Here is a 16,348-nt window from a genome sequence, read left to right as displayed (position 1 = left end):
GGTGATGCGCGGTTGTCTCGGCCTGGTGGCCGGGCCTGCGCGTTTTCCGTGTGCCATCGCCAACCTGCTGTCGCGCCGCGCCGAACCTGTACTGCCCGTCCTGGCCGACAGCCGCTCACGGAGCCTCCGATGACCGATACCCCCGATCGCGACGAACGCCATCTGGCGCGCATGCTGCGCAAGAAAGCGGTAATCGACGAACGCATTGCCAACTCGCCCAACGAATGCGGCCTGCTGCTGGTACTCAGCGGCAACGGCAAGGGCAAGAGCAGCTCGGCCTTTGGCATGCTCGCGCGGGCCATGGGCCACGACCTGCAGTGTGGCGTGGTGCAGTTCATCAAGGGGCGCAACAGCACCGGCGAAGAGCTGTTCTTCCGGCGCTTCCCCGAGCAGGTGCGTTACCACGTGATGGGCGAGGGCTTCACCTGGGAAACCCAGGACCGCCAGCGTGATATCGCCGCCGCCGAGGCTGCCTGGGCGGTATCGCGCCAGATGCTGCAAGATCCGGGCATCCACTTCGTGGTGCTCGACGAGTTGAACATCGCCCTCAAGCACGGCTACCTCGACCTCGACCAGGTGCTCGGCGACCTGCAGGCGCGTCCGCCGATGCAGCACGTGATCGTCACCGGTCGCGGCGCCAAGCCCGAGATGATCGAACTGGCCGACACCGTGACCGAGATGGGCATGGTCAAGCATGCCTTCCAGGCCGGCATTCGTGCCCAGAAGGGCGTCGAACTATGAGTGATGCGCGTCATTGCCCGGCCGTGCTGATCGCAGCACCCGCGTCAGGCCAGGGCAAGACCACGGTGACTGCGGCACTGGCACGCCTGCACCGTAACCAGGGGCGCACGGTGCGTGTGTTCAAGTGCGGCCCCGACTTTCTCGACCCGATGATCCTCGAACGTGCCAGCGGCGCGCCGGTGTACCAGCTCGACCTGTGGATGGTCGGTGCCCAGGAGAGCCGCCGCCTGCTGTGGGAAGCGGCGGGAGAGGCCGACCTGATCCTGATCGAAGGGGTCATGGGCCTGTTCGACGGCACGCCCTCCAGCGCCGACCTGGCGCGCCATTTCGGCGTGCCGGTACTGGCGGTGATCGACGGTACGGCCATGGCCCAGACCTTCGGCGCGCTGGCCCTGGGGCTGGCGCACTATCAGCCGGACCTGCCGTTTGCCGGTGTGCTGGCCAACCGCGTAGGTTCGTTGCGCCACGCCCAACTGCTCGAAGGCAGCCTTACCCAGGGCCTGCGCTGGTATGGCGGGCTGTCGCGCGAAACCGGTATCGAGCTGCCCAGCCGTCACCTGGGGCTGGTGCAGGCCAGCGAACTGACCGACCTGGACCTGCGTCTGGATGCGGCTGCCACGGCACTGGGCAACAGTTGCGAGTCGGCGTTGCCGCCACCGGTGACCTTCGAGGCGCCGCAACCTGAGCCCGTGGCGCCGTTGCTGGCCGGCGTGCGCATTGCCGTGGCCCGTGACGAAGCCTTTGCCTTCACCTACGGTGCCAGCCTGGATCTGCTGCGCGACATGGGCGCCGAGCTGTGTTTCTTCTCGCCGATTCACGACATCGAACTGCCGGCGGCCGACAGCCTGTACCTGCCCGGCGGTTACCCTGAATTGCATCACCACGCACTGGCCGCGAACGCGCCGATGCTGGCAGCGATCCGTGCCCATCACCAGGCAGGCAAGCCGTTGCTGGCCGAGTGCGGCGGCATGCTTTACCTGCTCGATGCGCTGACCGACGTGGCTGGCGAGCGTGCCGAGCTGGTCGGCCTGCTGGCCGGCGAGGCGGTGATGCAGAAACGCCTGGCGGCGTTGGCCCTGCAGGCGGTAGCGCTGCCTGAAGGCACCCTGCGCGGGCATACCTATCACCATTCGCTGACCACTACCGCACTCGAACCCGTCGCCCGCGGGCAAAGCCCCAACGGCGGGCGCGGCGCCGAGGCGGTGTACCGCTGCGGGCGGCTGACGGCCTCCTATGTGCACTTCTACTTTCCGTCCAACCCGTCGGCGCTGGCGGCGTTGCTGGCACCATGAGCGACCAGGCATTCAGTGAAGCCGAGCGGGCGGCGGTGTACCGCGCCATCGGCGAGCGTCGCGACATGCGTCATTTCAGCGGTGGCGAAGTGGCCCCCGAGCTGCTCGCGCGCCTGCTGCAGGCCGCGCACCAGGCGCCTAGCGTAGGTCTGATGCAGCCCTGGCGGTTTATCCGTATCACCCGGCGTGATCTGCGCCAGCACATCCAGGCGCTGGTGGAGCATGAGCGGGTGCGTACCGCCCAGGCACTTGGGCAACGCTCCGACGAATTCATGAAGCTCAAGGTCGAAGGCATCAACGACTGCGCCGAAGTGCTGGTGGCTGCGCTGATGGATAACCGCGAGCCGCATATTTTCGGCCGTCGCACCTTGCCCGAGATGGACCTGGCCTCGCTGTCCTGCGCCATCCAGAACCTGTGGCTGGCGGCCCGCGCCGAAGGCCTGGGCATGGGCTGGGTGTCGCTGTTCGAACCCCAGGCGCTGGCCGACCTGCTGGGCATGCCGGCCGGTGCCAAGCCGCTGGCGGTGCTGTGCCTGGGGCCGGTCGAGGCGTTCTACGAGGCGCCGATGCTGGTACTTGAAGGCTGGGCCACGGCGCGACCATTGAGCGAGATGCTCTACGAAAACCATTGGGGAGAGCGTTGATGAGTGTGGCTTTGCTGAGCGTGGCCGGGGTGGCGCTGGACGCGCTGCTGGGCGAGCCCCGGCGCGCGCATCCGCTGGTGGCGTTCGGCCGTTATGCCGGGCGCCTGGAGCAGCGTTTCAATGCCGGCGGGCGTGGCTGGCGCAGCCATGGCGTCACGGCCTGGTTTCTGGCGGTGGTGCCGTTGACCCTGCTGGCGACCCTGCTGTCCTGGTTGCCGTACATCGGCTGGCTGGTAGAGATTCTGGCGCTGTACTGCGCCCTTGGCCTGCGCAGCCTGGGCGAGCATGTGCGGCCAGTGGCTCAAGCCCTGCGCGCCGGTGAGCTGGACGAGGCACGCCGGCGCGTGGGTTATCTGGTGAGCCGCGAAACCGGCGAGCTGGATGATACCGCCGTGGCGCGGGCCGCCACCGAGTCGGTGCTGGAAAACGGCAGCGATGCGGTCTTCGCTGCGCTGTTCTGGTTTGCCGTGGCCGGTGCGCCTGGTGTGGTGCTGTACCGCCTGAGCAATACGCTGGACGCCATGTGGGGGTATCGCAACGAACGCTTCGAGCGTTTCGGCTGGGCTGCTGCACGCATTGACGACCTGCTCAACTACCTTCCGGCGCGGCTGGTCGCACTGACCTACGCGTTGCTGGGCAAGACCCGTCTGGCACTGCGTTGCTGGCGCCGCCAGGCCCCGCTGTGGGACAGTCCCAACGCGGGGCCGGTGATGGCCGCCGGTGCCGGTGCGCTGGGCGTGGAGTTGGGCGGTGCGGCGGTGTATCACGGCGAACTGCACGAGCGCCCGCAGCTGGGCGAGGGCCCGGTGGCCGATGCCGATGCCATCGAGCGCGGCTGGCAACTGGTGTGCAAGGGCGTGTGGTTGTGGTTGCTGGTGTTGTGCGTGGGGGCTGAATTCTATGCTTGAACACGGTGGTCGTTTGCAGCGGGCGGTGCTGGAGTACGGCATTGCGCAGCAAGACTGGGTCGACTTGTCCAGTGGCATTGCGCCCTGGCCGTTCCCGGTGCCCGAGGTGCCATTGCGTGCCTGGGCGCGCCTGCCCGAGACCGACGATGGCCTGGAGCAGGCGGCCTGCGACTATTACGGGGTGCCACAACTGCTGCCGGTGGCAGGCTCGCAGGCGGCGATCCAGGCCCTGCCGCGCTTGCGCCGCAGCGGCAAGGTGGGCGTTCTGTCGCCGTGCTACGCCGAGCATGCCGAAGGCTGGCGGCGTGCCGGGCATCGCGTGCGCGAGGTCAGCGAAGCCGAGGTGGAGTTCTTCCTCGACAGCCTCGAGGTGCTGGTAGTGGTCAACCCGAACAATCCCACCGGCAGCCTGACAAGCCCCGAACGCCTGCTGGACTGGCATGCGCGCCTGGCCCGGCGCGGCGGTTGGCTGGTGGTGGACGAAGCATTCATGGACAACACCCCCGAGCACAGCATCGCGGGTGAAACCTGGCGCAACGGGTTGATTGTTTTGCGCTCGTTCGGCAAGTTCTTCGGCCTGGCCGGGGTGCGCCTGGGCTTTGTGCTGGCCGAGCGGCAATTGCTGCAACTGCTGGCCGAACAGCTGGGCCCGTGGACGATTGCCGGGCCTACGCGGGTGCTGGGCCAGGCGTGCCTGCTCGACACCCTGGCCCAGCAGCAACAGACCGCCCGCTGTGCCCAGGCCAGCGCCCGTCTGGCCCGGGTACTGACTGACGCCGGGTTTGCTCCGGCGGGCGGCTGCGACCTGTTCCAGTACCTGGTGCTGGAGCAGGCCCCGCAATTGCATGCCTTCATGGCGCGGCGCGGCATCCTGCTGCGCCTGTTCGCCCACCTTGGCAGCCTGCGCTTCGGTCTGCCGGCTACCGAGGCCGACTGGCAGCGCCTGGTCCAGGCGCTGGACGACTACTGCAAGGAACAGCCATGACCACCCTGATGGTGCAAGGCACCACCTCCGATGCCGGCAAGAGCACCCTGGTGACGGCACTGTGCCGCTGGCTGACCCGCCAGGGCGTCGGCGTGGTGCCGTTCAAGCCGCAGAACATGGCGCTCAACAGCGCGGTGACCGCCGACGGCGGCGAGATCGGCCGGGCCCAGGCGGTACAGGCCCAGGCGGCCGGGCTGGCGCCGCATACCGACATGAACCCGGTGCTGCTCAAGCCCAACAGCGACACCGGTGCCCAGGTGATCGTGCATGGGCGTGCGGTCACCAGCATGAACGCGGTGGCCTATCACGACTACAAGGCCATCGCGATGCAGGCGGTGCTGGCCTCGCACCAGCGCCTGAGCGCTGCGTACCCGGTGGTGATGGTCGAAGGCGCGGGCTCGCCTGCCGAGATCAACCTGCGCGCCGGCGACATTGCCAACATGGGCTTTGCCGAGGCGGTGGACTGCCCGGTGATCCTGATCGCCGATATCAACCGCGGCGGGGTGTTTGCGCACCTGGTCGGCACCCTGGAGTTGCTGTCGCCCAGCGAGCAGGCGCGGGTGCAGGGCTTCGTCATCAACCGCTTTCGCGGTGACATCGGCCTGCTCCAGCCGGGGCTCGACTGGCTTGAGGCACGCACCGGCAAGCCGGTGCTGGGCGTACTGCCGTACGTGATGGACCTGCACCTGGAAGCCGAGGACGGTCTTGACCAGCGCCAGGGTGAGAAGGCGGCGCAAGTGCTCAAGGTGATCGTGCCGGTGTTGCCACGCATCAGCAACCACACCGACTTCGACCCGTTGCGCCTGCACCCGCAGGTCGACCTGCAGTTCATCGGGCCGGGCCAGGCGATCCCGCCGGCCGACCTGATCATCCTGCCCGGCTCCAAGAGCGTGCGCAGCGACCTGGCGCACCTGCGCGAGCGCGGCTGGGAGGCGGCGATAACCCGCCACCTGCGCTACGGCGGCAAGCTGCTGGGCATTTGCGGTGGCCTGCAGATGCTCGGTACCCAGGTCGACGACCCGCTGGGGCTGGAAGGGCCCGCAGGCAGCAGCGCCGGCCTGGGCTGGCTGGATTACCGTACCCGGCTTGAGGCCGAAAAGCAGTTGCGCAACGTCAGCGGCACGTTGCAACTGGAACAGGCGGCCATCAGCGGCTACGAGATTCATGCCGGGGTCACCCGTGGCCCGGCGCTGGAGCAACCCGCCGTGCACCTGGCCGATGGCCGCTGCGATGGCGCGATCAGTGCCGACGGGCAGATCCTGGCCACCTACCTGCATGGCCTGTTCGAGTCGCCTCACTCCTGCGCCGCGCTGTTGCGCTGGGCGGGCCTGAGCGATGTCGACCAGGTCGATTATCACGCCCTGCGTGAACTGGACATCGAACGCCTGGCCGACCTGGTGGACCACCACCTGGATGGCGGCCGTCTGCGTCAACTCTGCGGGCTCGACTGACATGCTCAACCTGATCCTCGGCGGTGCCCGCTCGGGCAAGAGCCGCCTGGCCGAACAGCTCGCCAGCGACAGTGCGCTGGCGGTGACCTACATCGCCACCAGCGAACCGCTGGACGGTGAAATGAACACGCGCGTGCAACTGCACCGCGCACGACGCCCGGCAGAATGGGCGCTGATCGAAGAGCCGTTGGCGTTGGCCCAGGTGCTACGCGAAAACGCCGGCCCCGATCGCTGCCTGCTGGTCGACTGCCTGACACTCTGGCTGACCAACCTGCTGATGCTCGACGACCCCGAACGCCTGGCCGCCGAGCGCGACGCGCTGCTGGCCTGCCTGGCGGACCTGCCGGGCGAAATCATTCTGGTCAGCAACGAGACCGGCCTGGGCGTGGTGCCCATGGGCGAGCTGACCCGCCGTTATGTCGATGAAGCCGGCTGGCTGCATCAGGCGATTGCCGAACGTTGTCAGCACGTGGTGCTGACCGTCGCCGGCCTGCCACTTACGCTCAAAGGAGCCCGTACATGAGTAACCCCTGGTGGCAGAACCCGTGTCGCACGATCAACCACGCCGTGCGCGAGCAGGCGTTGGCGCGCCAGAAGGAATTGACCAAGCCGGCTGGCTCGCTGGGTCGGCTGGAGCAGATCGCTGTCGAGATGGCGGGTTTGCAAGGTCAGCTCAAGCCCCGTGTGCAGGCTGTATGGATCGCGATTTTTGCGGGTGATCATGGCGTCGTCGTAGAAGGGGTGTCGGCGTACCCGCAAGTGGTCACCCGCCAGATGCTGCAGAACTTTGTCGGCGGCGGCGCCGCCATCAGCGTGCTGGCCCGCCAGTTGGGTGCGCAGTTGGAAGTGGTCGACCTGGGTACTGTCGACCTCGCATTGGAGCTTGCCGGCGTGCGTCATATGCGTATTGGTGCGGGCACGGCCAACTTCGCCCAAGGGCCGGCGATGACTGCCGAACAGGGGCGCCTGGCGCTGCAAGCCGGGCGCGAGAGCGCATTGCGTGCCCGTGATGAGGGGGCGCAACTGTTTATCGGCGGTGAAATGGGTATCGGCAATACGGCCGCCGCCAGTGCGCTGGCCAGCGTGGTGCTCGACTGCCCGGCCAGCCACCTGACCGGGCCCGGCACCGGGCTGAATTCGGCCGGTGTGGAGCACAAGACCCGCGTGATCGAGCGCGCGTTGCTTACCCATGCGGCCTTGTCTGATGATCCGCTGGAGCAGTTGCTGTGCTTTGGCGGATTTGAAATTGCCGCGCTGGTGGGGGCGTACCTGGCGTGCGCGCAGGAAGGCATCGTGGTGCTGGTGGACGGCTTCATCTGCACGGTGGCGGCGCTGCTCGCGCAACGTATCAACCCGGGTTGCCGTGCCTGGCTGCTGTTCGGGCATTGCGGTGCCGAGCCTGGCCACCGCCTGGTGCTCGATGCGCTGCAGGCGCAGCCGTTGCTGGAGCTGGGTCTGCGCCTGGGCGAGGGCAGCGGGGCGGCGTTGGCGGTGCCGCTGTTGCGTCTGGCGTGTGACCTGCACGGGCAGATGGCGACCTTCGCCGAGGCGGCGGTGGCGGACCGTTCGACATGATCGTCGACCTGCTGCGCCATGGCGAAACCGAGCTGGGCGGCGGCCTGCGTGGCAGCCTCGACGATGCGTTGACCGAGCTTGGCTGGGCGCAGATGCGTGCGGCGGTGGCCGAGGCCGGCCCGTGGGACCGGCTGGTGAGTTCGCCGTTGCAGCGTTGCGCGCGCTTTGCCGAACAGACTGCCACGCGCCTGGGCTTGCCGTTGCAGTTGGAGGCGGGGTTGCAGGAGCTGCATTTCGGTGCGTGGGAAGGGCAGAGCGCGGCCGAGCTGATGCTGACTGACGAGCAGGGCCTTGGTCAGTTCTGGGCCGACCCGTATGCCTTCACCCCGCCGGATGGCGAGCCGGTGCTGCGGTTTGCCGAGCGTGTGCACGCGGCGATGGCGCGACTGCGCCAGGCGCATGCCGGCGAGCGCGTGTTGATCGTGACCCATGGCGGCGTGATGCGCCTGTTGCTGGCGCAGGCGCGTGGCTTGCCGCGTGAGCAACTGTTGCAGGTGGTGGTTGGGCATGGCGCCGTGCACCGTTTGCTGTGCGAGGCTGATGGCCGCTTCGTGGAAGTGGGCTGATGCTGCCCTTCTGGATTGCCCTGCAATTTCTCAGCAGCCTGCCGGTACGCCTGCCGGGTATGCCGGCGCCCGAGCAGATGGGACGCTCGTTGCTGTTCTATCCGCTGGTGGGGCTGTTGTTCGGGAGCCTGCTGTGGGGCCTGAACCTGGCCCTGGCAGGCAGCCCGCTGCTGCTGCACACGGCGTTGTTGCTGTGTGCGTGGGTGTGGCTCAGTGGCGCGCTGCACCTGGACGGCCTGGCCGACAGCGCCGATGCCTGGCTGGGCGGTTTTGGCGATCGCGAGCGTACCCTGACCATCATGAAAGACCCGCGCAGCGGGCCGATCGCGGTGGTGACGCTGGTGCTGGTGCTGCTGCTCAAGTTCTGTGCCTTGCTGGCACTGGTTGAACGTGGCCAGGTGCTGGGCCTGCTGTTGGCGCCGCTGCTCGGGCGGGCGGCGATGCTCGGGCTGTTTCTGTGCACGCCCTATGTGCGGGCGGGGGGCTTGGGGCAGGCGCTGGCCGAGCATCTGCCGCGCGGCGTAGCCAAGGGCGTGCTGGCGTTGACCGCGCTGGGCTGTGTGCTGGTTGCGGGCTGGAGCGCGGTGGTTGCGCTTGGCGTGGCGCTGGTGGTGTTCGTGGCCTTGCGTCAGGTGATGACCAAGCGCCTGGGCGGCACGACCGGGGATACGGCGGGCGCGCTGCTGGAGTTGCTGGAGGTCGCGGTGCTGGTGGGGTTGGCGCTGTGAAACCTTGCTGAGTATTGCCCCCGTAGCGATTTGTAATCAAACGCCCAGGGTCACCTCGCCCGATCGCGACTAGCCTTGCCCCTCTTCACATCAGGGTGCACCGCATGCGACCTCTTCTTCTCGCCTCGCTCCTCGTGCTTTCCGGCGCGACTGCCCAGGCCGCCGACCTGATCGGGTTCTGGGATACGCCGCAGCGTGGCGGCAACAGTTTCAACCGCCTGCCCCCCGAGCAGGCCTATTACCAGGCCTTGCGCGACTACGGTGCAAGCTGGGTGCGGGTGTCCTATGACAAGTGGAAGCCGGCACAGCGGGATTTCCTGCTGGGCAGCGCCGATGCTTACCAGGGGTTGGTCGAGGCTGACCTGGCCACCCTCAAGGCCAACCTGGACCGCGCGCATGCCGCAGGCCTGAAGGTGGTGATCGCGCCGCTGTCACTGCCGGGCATGCGCTGGGCGCAGAACAACGGCGATCAGTTCGATGATCGGCTCTGGCAGGACACCGCCTACTGGGGGCAGTCCGCCGCGTTCTGGCGCGACCTGGCGCAGGCGTTGAAGGACCACCCGGCGGTGGCCGCCTATAACCTGATCAATGAGCCTGCGCCCGAGAAGCTCGGTGGGCTCGCCGAGCATGCCAGTGCCGAGCAGATGCAGCGCTGGTATGCCGAACACCAGGGCAGTACACGCGACTTGCCGGCATTGTACCGGCAGATCATCGCCGCGGTGCGCGAGGTCGACCCGCACACGCCGATCATGCTGGATGCCGGCTGGTACGCGGCCGCCGACAGCTTCGACTACTGGCCTGATGCACTGGCCGATCAACGTGTGCTGTACAGCATTCACATGTACGAGCCGTATGCGGCTACAAGCGCCGGCAACCTCGGCCGCACGGCGCCCTATGCCTACCCGGGGCCTGTGCCCTTTGCCGGGGGTGTGCGCGAGTGGAACAGCACGTTCGTACGCCAGTACCTGCAACGTCCGCTCGACTGGGCGCAGGCCCGTGGCATACCGCGCAACCGGCTGGTGGCGGGCGAGTTTGGTTGCATGCGCCGCTGGGCCGGGTGCACCCAGTACCTGGAGGACGTGCTGGGCACGCTGGAGCGCGCACGCCTGCATTGGGCCTTCTACAGTTTTCGAGAGGACAACTGGGACGGCATGGACTATGAACTGGGGCAGACCACAGTGCCCTGGGCCTATTGGCAAGCCATCGACAAAGGGCTGCCAGACCCGCTCCAGCGCAAACCTTCCAGCCTGGCGGAGCCGATTCGCACACGCCTTGCGCTGGGTGAGGCCGGTCACTGAGCACTTGCGTCCCGGCAGTTGCGGGTATATACACGTATCCATGTTGACCAGTCATTGCATCTGTACCCACCTGCGTCGTGCTGCCCGAGGGGTGAGCCGGCACTATGACGAGGCCCTTGAAGGCTTCGGCATCAACGTCGCCCAGTTTTCCCTGCTGCGCCACCTCCAGCGCCTAGACAAGCCGAGTATCTCGACCCTGGCCGAGGCCATGGGCCTTGATCGCAGTACGCTGGGGCGCAACCTGCGCGTGCTCGAGGCGGATGGCCTGGTGGCGCTTGCCGAAGGCAGCGACCTGCGCAACCGGCTGGTGTTGCTGACGGAGCAGGGCAAGGCCCGGCTAAGCGCTGCCACGCCTGCCTGGGAGTTGGCGCAAGAGGCGTTGGTGGTAGAACTGGGGGAAGACCAGCGCGATGAGTTGGTGCGGTTGCTGGAACGATTGGCCTGAGCCGTTGACGACCATAAGCGGGTATATACCCGCATAACCTTGCTGTGGTGTGGGAGAACAATAATGACATCGGTATGGCGCACGAGCGGTTGGGTGCTGATGGGGGCGGCGTTGATCCTGGCATTGTCGCTGGGCGTGCGGCATGGTTTCGGCCTGTTCCTGGCCCCCATGAGTGCCGATTTTGGCTGGGGGCGTGGCGTGTTCGCCTTCGCCATTGCCCTGCAGAACCTGATCTGGGGCCTGGCCCAGCCGTTTGCCGGGGCGCTGGCTGATCGCCTGGGCGCGGCCAGGGTGGTGATCGTCGGCGGGGTTCTCTACGCTGCGGGCCTGGTACTGATGGGCATGGCCGACTCGCCCCTGTCGCTGTCGCTCAGCGCCGGTCTGCTGATCGGTATCGGGCTGTCGGGCACGTCCTTCTCGGTGATCCTTGGCGTTGTCGGGCGCGCCGTGCCGGCTGAAAAGCGCAGCATGGCCATGGGTATCGCCAGTGCCGCCGGATCATTTGGCCAGTTCGCCATGCTGCCCGGTACACTCGGCCTGATCGGCTGGCTGGGCTGGTCGGCAGCGTTGCTGGTGCTGGGCCTGCTGGTGGCGTTCATCGTGCCGCTGGTGAGCATGCTGCGCGACAAGCCGCTGCCCGTCCAGGGGCATGAGCAGACCTTGCTCGAGGCCTTGCACGAGGCCTGTTCGCATTCGGGGTTCTGGCTGCTGGCACTGGGCTTTTTCGTGTGTGGTTTTCAGGTGGTGTTCATCGGCGTGCACCTGCCGGCCTACCTGGTCGACCAGCACCTGCCGGCCGCCATCGGCACCACGGTGCTGGCACTGGTGGGCCTGTTCAATATCGTCGGTACCTACACCGCCGGCTGGCTTGGCGGGCGCATGTCCAAGCCGCGTCTGCTGACTGCGCTGTACCTGCTGCGGGCAGTGGTGATCGTGCTGTTCATGTGGGCCCCGGTGACCTCGCTCAGTGCCTACCTGTTCGGCATTGCCATGGGCCTGCTGTGGCTGTCGACCGTTCCCTTGACCAACGGCACGGTGGCCACCCTGTTCGGGGTGCGCAACCTGTCCATGCTCGGTGGCATCGTGTTCCTGTTCCATCAGTTGGGTGCATTCCTGGGTGGCTGGCTGGGTGGCGTGGTGTATGACCGCACTGGCAACTACGACCTGGTCTGGCAGATCTCGATCCTGCTCAGCCTGTTGGCGGCGGCGCTCAACTGGCCGGTGCGTGAACGCCCCGTGGCGCGGTTGCAGGCGCAGACGGGGGCCGCATGACCTGGCGCCTGGCTGGCGTGGCGGTTGCCCTGCTGGTGCTGGGGCTGATCTGGTGGGGCTGGCAGAAGGGTGGCCTGGCGCTGATGCAGTTGGGCATGGGCGTGTGCTAGGCGTAAGCTCAGGCTCTGCACTCACGCACGGGAGAAGGGATATGTACGCACGCTGGTTGCTGGTTCCGTTGTTGAGCCTGGTCGGGGCGGGTGCCGTGCTGGCCGCCGAGTGCCCTGCGCTGTTGCAGGGCGAGTTGCCGAAATTGCGCGCCAAAGAGCAGGTCAACCTGTGCGAGCAGTTTGCCGGCAAGCCGCTGGTGGTGATCAATACCGCCAGCTATTGCGGCTTTGCCCCGCAGTTCGAAGGGCTCGAAAGCACCTACAAGGCCTATCACGCGCAAGGGCTGCAAATGCTCGGCGTGCCGTCCAACGACTTCAAGCAGGAAGACGCCGACAGCGAGAAGACCGCCAAGGTGTGCTACGCCAATTACGGCGTGACCTTCACCATGACCGAGCCGCAAAAGGTACGTGGGGACGATGCCACACCGCTGTTTCGCGAGCTGGCCCGGCAAAGCAATGCGCCCAAGTGGAATTTCTACAAGTATGTGGTGGATCGCCAGGGCAAGGTGGTGGCGAGTTTCTCCAGCCTGACCAAGCCTGACGACCCCGAGTTCAAGGCTGCCATCGAAAAGGCCATTGCATCTGCACCCTGATGGCGTTCAGTGCTTGCCCGGGTGAACGGTCCAGGCCACCAGCTTGAGCACGATCGGGCGTACTACCAGTACGCAGGCAAAGGCTACCGGCATGGCCAGCTGATAGGCCTTGAACACATTGCTCAGGTAGTTTTCATGGATACCGCTGTTGGCGGCGGTGATCACAAAGCACATCAGCATGGCCATGATCGACGACATGTAGAAGGCAAACACATACGGGGTGGCGCGTACGCCAAGCTTCAGGCGCGGGCGGGTTTGCGTAGTCATGCAAGGTTCTCTGCAGTGGGTGGTACGCCACACTAGCAAAGCACCCGGCAACGAGGTAGACGAGGCTGCGTTAGGTCTTTATAAAGAGAACCTTACGAATCCTGGGGATGTGCCGTGAACCTGCTGGGCTCCATTCGCAGCTTTATCAAGGTGGTCGAGGCGGGCAGTATCGCTGCGGGCGCGCGCAACCTGGGCTTGAGTGCGGCCGCAGTCAGCCAGAACATCGCCCGCCTGGAAGCCCACCTGCAGGTGCGCCTGCTGGCGCGAACCACCCGCAGCATGGCGCTTACTGCCCAAGGTAGAACCTATTATGAGAAGGTCAGGCACGTCGAGCGCGACCTGGAGCTTGCGCAACTGGCCGTCACCGCAGATGACAGTGAGCCCCATGGGCGCTTGTGCATCTCTTCGTCGTCGGCGTTTGCGCGGCATGTGCTGGCCCCGCTGATGCCCGCATTCAATGTGCGCTACCCACAGCTTTCACTTGAATTGCTTACGAGCGACGATCGTGTCGACCATGCCCGGCAATCGGTGGATGTAAGTGTACGCATTGCACCGCAGTTGGAAGACGGATTGCTGGCACGTCACATCGCACAGATCCCGTTCATTTGCTGTGCTGCGCCTGCTTACCTGGAGCGTGCGGGCTGGCCGGGTACGCCCGAGGCATTGAAAGGGCATCGCTGCCTGGTGTTTCGCTACCCGGTGGACGGACGTTTCCTGCGCTGGGGCTTCATGCGTGACGGGTTGCGTTTCGATGCGGAGTTTGGCGATGTGTCGATCAGTGACGACATCGATGTGCTGGCGCAGATGGCGGTGATGGGCGGTGGCATTACCCGCCTGGCAGAGTTCGTGGCCAGGCCGTACCTGCAGAGCGGGCAACTGGTGCCCCTGTTCGAGTACTGCCGGCCGATGCAGGTGTATGCGCAGACCGAGCCCATGGATGTGTACCTGTGCGTGGCCGACCGATCCGCGCTGTCGCCCAAGGTCCGGGCGTTCATGGGCTACGTGCAGGAGTGTCTGGCGCACCTGTGGCCGGTGCGGGATCAGGCATGAGAAAACCGCCCTTGCAGGCGGTTTTTTCATTCAGCCGAAATCAGAAGCGGTAGGTCAGCGAAGCACCCAGGCCGTGTGCACTGTTCTCGTACTTGGCATTGTACGAGCCCTTGAACGAAGGGTCGGTGATGGCGGTGCTCTGGTTGATCTTGACGTCTTCTTCCATCAGGTAGGAATAGGCCACGTCGATGGTCATGTCGTCGCTTGGGCTCCAGCCGGCGCCCAGGCTGAACACCTTGCGGTCACCGGTTGGGATACGGGGCGAACGGTCATGGTTGTTGGTGGGCGACTGGTCGACGGAGAAGCCTGCGCGCAGTGTCCACTCCTTGTTGACCTTGTAGGCAGCGCCGATGGCGTGTGCCCAGGTGTCATGCCAGTTCTGCTCTTCGGTGATCTGGCCCAGCGCCGGTGCCAGTGGGCCGGTGCCTTCGTTATTGACGACGATCGACTCCAGGCGGCTCCAGCGGGTCCAGGTACTGCCTGCGTAAAGCGTCCAGTTGTCATCCAGCTCGTGGGTGACCGAGAAGTCGACCGACTCGGGGGTCTTGATCTTCAGCGAGGCGTCGAACTTGCTGCCGCTGAACGGGCCGAAACCGGCGCCGTTGATCTTGGTGTCGCCCTTGAGCTTGTAGTCGACCATCGAGTGGTAGGTCAGGCCGACGCGGGTGCTGTCGGTGGCCTGTACCATCACGCCGATGTTGTAGCCGACGGCGGTGTCGTCGCCAGTGATCTTCACCTTGCCGTCGTTCTGGCCTGGGCTGGCGCGGTTCAGGGTGGCCGATTCCAGGGCGCCGTCGATGCGGTTGATGGTCGGGCCGAAACCGATCGAGACCTTGTCGTTGAAGGCATAGCTGATGGTCGGTTGCAGGGTCACGACCTGCACTTCGCTCTTGCTGCCGAAGTAGCGGCCGGCGAAGCCGTGTTCGTAGTCGGTGATCAGGCCAAACGGTACATACACGCCGAAGCCGAATGCCCAGTGGTCATCGATGGGCTTGACGTAGTAGCCCATGGGTACACCCACGACCGGGACCATGTCGCCGTCGTTGCTGCCGCCGAAGGTACCGCTGCCGCTGATATCGGACTTGGCGATGATGGCGGCGCCACCCACGGTGATTTGTTCACGCTTGAGGCGGGACATGCCGGCAGGGTTGCCAAACACGGTGCTGGCGTCATCGGCAGAAGAAGAACGACCCGCGAAACCTGTGCCCATGCCGCTGATGCTTTGTTCGTTGAGAGCAAAGCCACTGGCGAACAACTGAGTGGAGGCCAGGGCGACGGCGAGGCTGAGTGAGGTTTTGAGTATTGCTTTTTTCATTATTAGAAACTCCATGGGATCACCGGAGCGCAAAGTATCAACATTTTTGCGGCCGCGCTATAGGCTGTATCTCAGGAGATAGAGCTGTTTTGTAGGACAATCCGACCAGATTCGCCGCTTTTTGGCGTTTCTCTGTAGGCGGTTTCAGCAGGGCTGGAGGGTGTGCTTGCCGACACATGCCTGCCAGGCCTGGGTGAAGTCGCGTAACCGGGCGTTTGGTTGAAATGTTTGACGCCAGATTCTTGCCAAGCCTAGCAGATCGTCTGGATCCGGCATTTTCGGCGCCTGTTCTTCGATCAGCATCCAGGCGATGGCGGTGGCGTAGCGCAGGTTGACGGTCAGTTCCAGGTGCGGGCCGCTGAGAAAGGCGTGCTGGCTGGCGAGGCCGCGCACGAGGCTTGCGAGGTCGGGGTCGCGGGCCAGGAACTGGTCCCATAGCGACTGGTGGCGTAGTTCGGCAATTCGGTACAGGCCGTGTCCGCGGTGATCATGCAGGGCGTTTCCCATGCCCGATTGACTGGCCGCTACGCCCAGCAGCAGGGCCTCTGCGCAGGGGCATTGTCGGCCCAGGTAGAGCAGGGTGGGGCGGATGACAAATTCACTCAACTCGCTCGCGGCGATACCCATGGTGCCCTCGAACTTGGTAAATGGCCGGCGGGGTACTGGTGCTTGGCAGCAAGTGGGTCGGTCAGGCCCGCCGGAAGCGGACCAGGCCGCTTGAGTTGAAGTGTAGTGTCATATTTCCTCTGTAAAGGTCTGTTTTTAAATCAATTATGGTGGCTTGTTATGGCGTATATGACGCTTGGGTATTAGTGGTTGGTGTGGGTGCGGGTCGGGTGGTGTGTGTAATTGGTGTTTGGCGCGATGATAGCTGGTGTGAATGTGTGCCTATAAAAGGAGGGCGAAGCTACGCCGCTCTGGCTCTGGCTCTGGCTCTGGCTGTTGCCGTTGCCGTTGCCGTTGCCGTTGCCGTTGCCGTTGATCTTGATTTTCCGTCCCCCAGGAGGCCGAACGTAGGTGTCGTGCAGGGGGCAGGGCGCTAGCCCCTTCGGCGGTAGCCGAAGCAAGCGACTGTTAGAGTTGCGCAGCAACTCGGGTCGCGTGCCCC

The 16,348-nt window shown here is 65.5% G+C and carries 18 protein-coding genes and 1 pseudogene; 15 read left to right on the top strand and 4 right to left on the bottom strand.

Features of this window, described 5'->3' with window-relative positions:
* The first annotated feature begins 129 nt into the window (after positions 1-129).
* The 14 genes from cobO to KUO17_RS20545 all read left to right on the top strand — a co-directional run bounded on the left by cobO (position 130) and on the right by KUO17_RS20545 (position 12,608).
* On the top strand, positions 130-741 hold the full coding sequence (cobO, locus tag KUO17_RS20610) for a cob(I)yrinic acid a,c-diamide adenosyltransferase (protein WP_217977355.1): 612 nt from the start codon (positions 130-132) through the stop codon (positions 739-741).
* On the top strand, positions 738-2,033 hold the full coding sequence (locus KUO17_RS20605) for a cobyrinic acid a,c-diamide synthase CobB (protein WP_217977354.1): 1,296 nt from the start codon (positions 738-740) through the stop codon (positions 2,031-2,033). The genes cobO and KUO17_RS20605 overlap by 4 nt, the downstream gene beginning before the upstream one ends.
* On the top strand, positions 2,030-2,677 hold the full coding sequence (gene bluB, locus KUO17_RS20600) for a 5,6-dimethylbenzimidazole synthase (protein WP_217977353.1): 648 nt from the start codon (positions 2,030-2,032) through the stop codon (positions 2,675-2,677). The genes KUO17_RS20605 and bluB overlap by 4 nt, the downstream gene beginning before the upstream one ends.
* Entirely contained in the window at positions 2,677-3,585 is a 909-nt protein-coding gene (gene cbiB / locus KUO17_RS20595) for an adenosylcobinamide-phosphate synthase CbiB (RefSeq protein WP_217977352.1), read from the top strand. Before bluB ends, cbiB begins: the two co-directional genes overlap by 1 nt.
* On the top strand, positions 3,578-4,570 hold the full coding sequence (gene cobD, locus KUO17_RS20590; protein ID WP_217977351.1) for a threonine-phosphate decarboxylase CobD: 993 nt from the start codon (positions 3,578-3,580) through the stop codon (positions 4,568-4,570). The genes cbiB and cobD overlap by 8 nt, the downstream gene beginning before the upstream one ends.
* Entirely contained in the window at positions 4,567-6,021 is a 1,455-nt protein-coding gene (locus tag KUO17_RS20585) for a cobyric acid synthase (RefSeq protein ID WP_217977350.1), read from the top strand. The genes cobD and KUO17_RS20585 overlap by 4 nt, the downstream gene beginning before the upstream one ends.
* Position 6,022: 1 nt before the next feature.
* Positions 6,023-6,544 (top strand): bifunctional adenosylcobinamide kinase/adenosylcobinamide-phosphate guanylyltransferase, encoded by a 522-nt coding sequence (cobU, locus tag KUO17_RS20580; protein WP_217977349.1) that lies wholly within the window; start codon positions 6,023-6,025, stop codon positions 6,542-6,544.
* Positions 6,541-7,596: a nicotinate-nucleotide--dimethylbenzimidazole phosphoribosyltransferase gene (cobT, locus tag KUO17_RS20575; protein WP_217977348.1), complete on the top strand. Its 1,056-nt coding sequence runs from the start codon at positions 6,541-6,543 to the stop codon at positions 7,594-7,596. The genes cobU and cobT overlap by 4 nt, the downstream gene beginning before the upstream one ends.
* Positions 7,593-8,162: an alpha-ribazole phosphatase family protein gene (gene cobC, locus KUO17_RS20570; RefSeq protein WP_217977347.1), complete on the top strand. Its 570-nt coding sequence runs from the start codon at positions 7,593-7,595 to the stop codon at positions 8,160-8,162. The genes cobT and cobC overlap by 4 nt, the downstream gene beginning before the upstream one ends.
* A complete protein-coding gene (locus KUO17_RS20565) occupies positions 8,162-8,890 on the top strand; it encodes an adenosylcobinamide-GDP ribazoletransferase (RefSeq protein ID WP_217977346.1) in 729 nt (242 codons plus the stop codon). Before cobC ends, KUO17_RS20565 begins: the two co-directional genes overlap by 1 nt.
* Positions 8,891-8,994: 104 nt before the next feature.
* Positions 8,995-10,188: a glycoside hydrolase family 5 protein gene (locus KUO17_RS20560; RefSeq protein ID WP_217977345.1), complete on the top strand. Its 1,194-nt coding sequence runs from the start codon at positions 8,995-8,997 to the stop codon at positions 10,186-10,188.
* A 40-nt stretch (positions 10,189-10,228) separates the two neighbouring features.
* On the top strand, positions 10,229-10,633 hold the full coding sequence (locus tag KUO17_RS20555) for a MarR family winged helix-turn-helix transcriptional regulator (protein ID WP_217977344.1): 405 nt from the start codon (positions 10,229-10,231) through the stop codon (positions 10,631-10,633).
* Positions 10,634-10,696: 63 nt separating this feature from the next.
* Entirely contained in the window at positions 10,697-11,905 is a 1,209-nt protein-coding gene (locus KUO17_RS20550; protein WP_217977343.1) for an MFS transporter, read from the top strand.
* 151 nt (positions 11,906-12,056) lie between these two features.
* Complete coding sequence (locus KUO17_RS20545) at positions 12,057-12,608, top strand: glutathione peroxidase (RefSeq protein WP_217977342.1); 552 nt, start codon at positions 12,057-12,059, stop codon at positions 12,606-12,608.
* Positions 12,609-12,614: 6 nt separating this feature from the next.
* Here KUO17_RS20545 and KUO17_RS20540 read toward each other — a convergent pair whose 3' ends face one another.
* Positions 12,615-12,875 carry a DUF2798 domain-containing protein gene (locus KUO17_RS20540; RefSeq protein ID WP_217977341.1) on the bottom strand — a complete coding sequence of 87 codons (261 nt, stop codon included), beginning with the start codon at positions 12,873-12,875 and terminating at the stop codon, positions 12,615-12,617.
* 114 nt (positions 12,876-12,989) lie between these two features.
* On the opposite strand from KUO17_RS20540, the gene KUO17_RS20535 reads away from it, so the two are divergent.
* Positions 12,990-13,925 (top strand): LysR family transcriptional regulator, encoded by a 936-nt coding sequence (locus KUO17_RS20535; RefSeq protein WP_217977340.1) that lies wholly within the window; start codon positions 12,990-12,992, stop codon positions 13,923-13,925.
* Positions 13,926-13,965: 40 nt separating this feature from the next.
* Here KUO17_RS20535 and KUO17_RS20530 read toward each other — a convergent pair whose 3' ends face one another.
* The 3 genes and pseudogenes from KUO17_RS20530 to KUO17_RS20520 all read right to left on the bottom strand — a co-directional run.
* Positions 13,966-15,240: an OmpP1/FadL family transporter gene (locus KUO17_RS20530; protein ID WP_217977339.1), complete on the bottom strand. Its 1,275-nt coding sequence runs from the start codon at positions 15,238-15,240 to the stop codon at positions 13,966-13,968.
* A 144-nt stretch (positions 15,241-15,384) separates the two neighbouring features.
* The gene (locus KUO17_RS20525) at positions 15,385-15,867 is read right to left on the bottom strand and encodes a hypothetical protein (protein WP_217977338.1); all 483 of its coding nucleotides are present in this window, start codon (positions 15,865-15,867) and stop codon (positions 15,385-15,387) included.
* 182 nt (positions 15,868-16,049) lie between these two features.
* Positions 16,050-16,348: pseudogene (locus tag KUO17_RS20520) on the bottom strand (hypothetical protein); the annotation flags it as partial.

It is taken from the genome of Pseudomonas aegrilactucae, assembly GCF_019168305.1.
In the GTDB taxonomy this organism is placed as follows: domain Bacteria; phylum Pseudomonadota; class Gammaproteobacteria; order Pseudomonadales; family Pseudomonadaceae; genus Aquipseudomonas; species Aquipseudomonas aegrilactucae.
The sequence above is the reverse complement of the archived record's forward strand: the minus strand, read 5'-3'. Positions and strand labels throughout refer to the sequence as shown.

Bases quoted from the DNA above. Each gene is read 5' to 3' on its own strand.
- cbiB (WP_217977352.1), top strand. From the start codon at position 2,677: ATGAGTGTGGCTTTGCTGAGCGTGGCCGGGGTGGCGCTGGACGCGCTG.
- KUO17_RS20565 (WP_217977346.1), top strand. From the start codon at position 8,162: ATGCTGCCCTTCTGGATTGCCCTGCAATTTCTCAGCAGCCTGCCGGTA.
- KUO17_RS20530 (WP_217977339.1), bottom strand. From the start codon at position 15,240: ATGAAAAAAGCAATACTCAAAACCTCACTCAGCCTCGCCGTCGCCCTG.
- KUO17_RS20585 (WP_217977350.1), top strand. From the start codon at position 4,567: ATGACCACCCTGATGGTGCAAGGCACCACCTCCGATGCCGGCAAGAGC.
- KUO17_RS20525 (WP_217977338.1), bottom strand. From the start codon at position 15,867: ATGGGTATCGCCGCGAGCGAGTTGAGTGAATTTGTCATCCGCCCCACC.
- cobO (WP_217977355.1), top strand. From the start codon at position 130: ATGACCGATACCCCCGATCGCGACGAACGCCATCTGGCGCGCATGCTG.
- KUO17_RS20560 (WP_217977345.1), top strand. From the start codon at position 8,995: ATGCGACCTCTTCTTCTCGCCTCGCTCCTCGTGCTTTCCGGCGCGACT.
- bluB (WP_217977353.1), top strand. From the start codon at position 2,030: ATGAGCGACCAGGCATTCAGTGAAGCCGAGCGGGCGGCGGTGTACCGC.
- KUO17_RS20550 (WP_217977343.1), top strand. From the start codon at position 10,697: ATGACATCGGTATGGCGCACGAGCGGTTGGGTGCTGATGGGGGCGGCG.
- KUO17_RS20605 (WP_217977354.1), top strand. From the start codon at position 738: ATGAGTGATGCGCGTCATTGCCCGGCCGTGCTGATCGCAGCACCCGCG.
- cobU (WP_217977349.1), top strand. From the start codon at position 6,023: ATGCTCAACCTGATCCTCGGCGGTGCCCGCTCGGGCAAGAGCCGCCTG.
- cobC (WP_217977347.1), top strand. From the start codon at position 7,593: ATGATCGTCGACCTGCTGCGCCATGGCGAAACCGAGCTGGGCGGCGGC.
- KUO17_RS20540 (WP_217977341.1), bottom strand. From the start codon at position 12,875: ATGACTACGCAAACCCGCCCGCGCCTGAAGCTTGGCGTACGCGCCACC.
- cobT (WP_217977348.1), top strand. From the start codon at position 6,541: ATGAGTAACCCCTGGTGGCAGAACCCGTGTCGCACGATCAACCACGCC.
- KUO17_RS20545 (WP_217977342.1), top strand. From the start codon at position 12,057: ATGTACGCACGCTGGTTGCTGGTTCCGTTGTTGAGCCTGGTCGGGGCG.
- cobD (WP_217977351.1), top strand. From the start codon at position 3,578: ATGCTTGAACACGGTGGTCGTTTGCAGCGGGCGGTGCTGGAGTACGGC.
- KUO17_RS20555 (WP_217977344.1), top strand. From the start codon at position 10,229: ATGTTGACCAGTCATTGCATCTGTACCCACCTGCGTCGTGCTGCCCGA.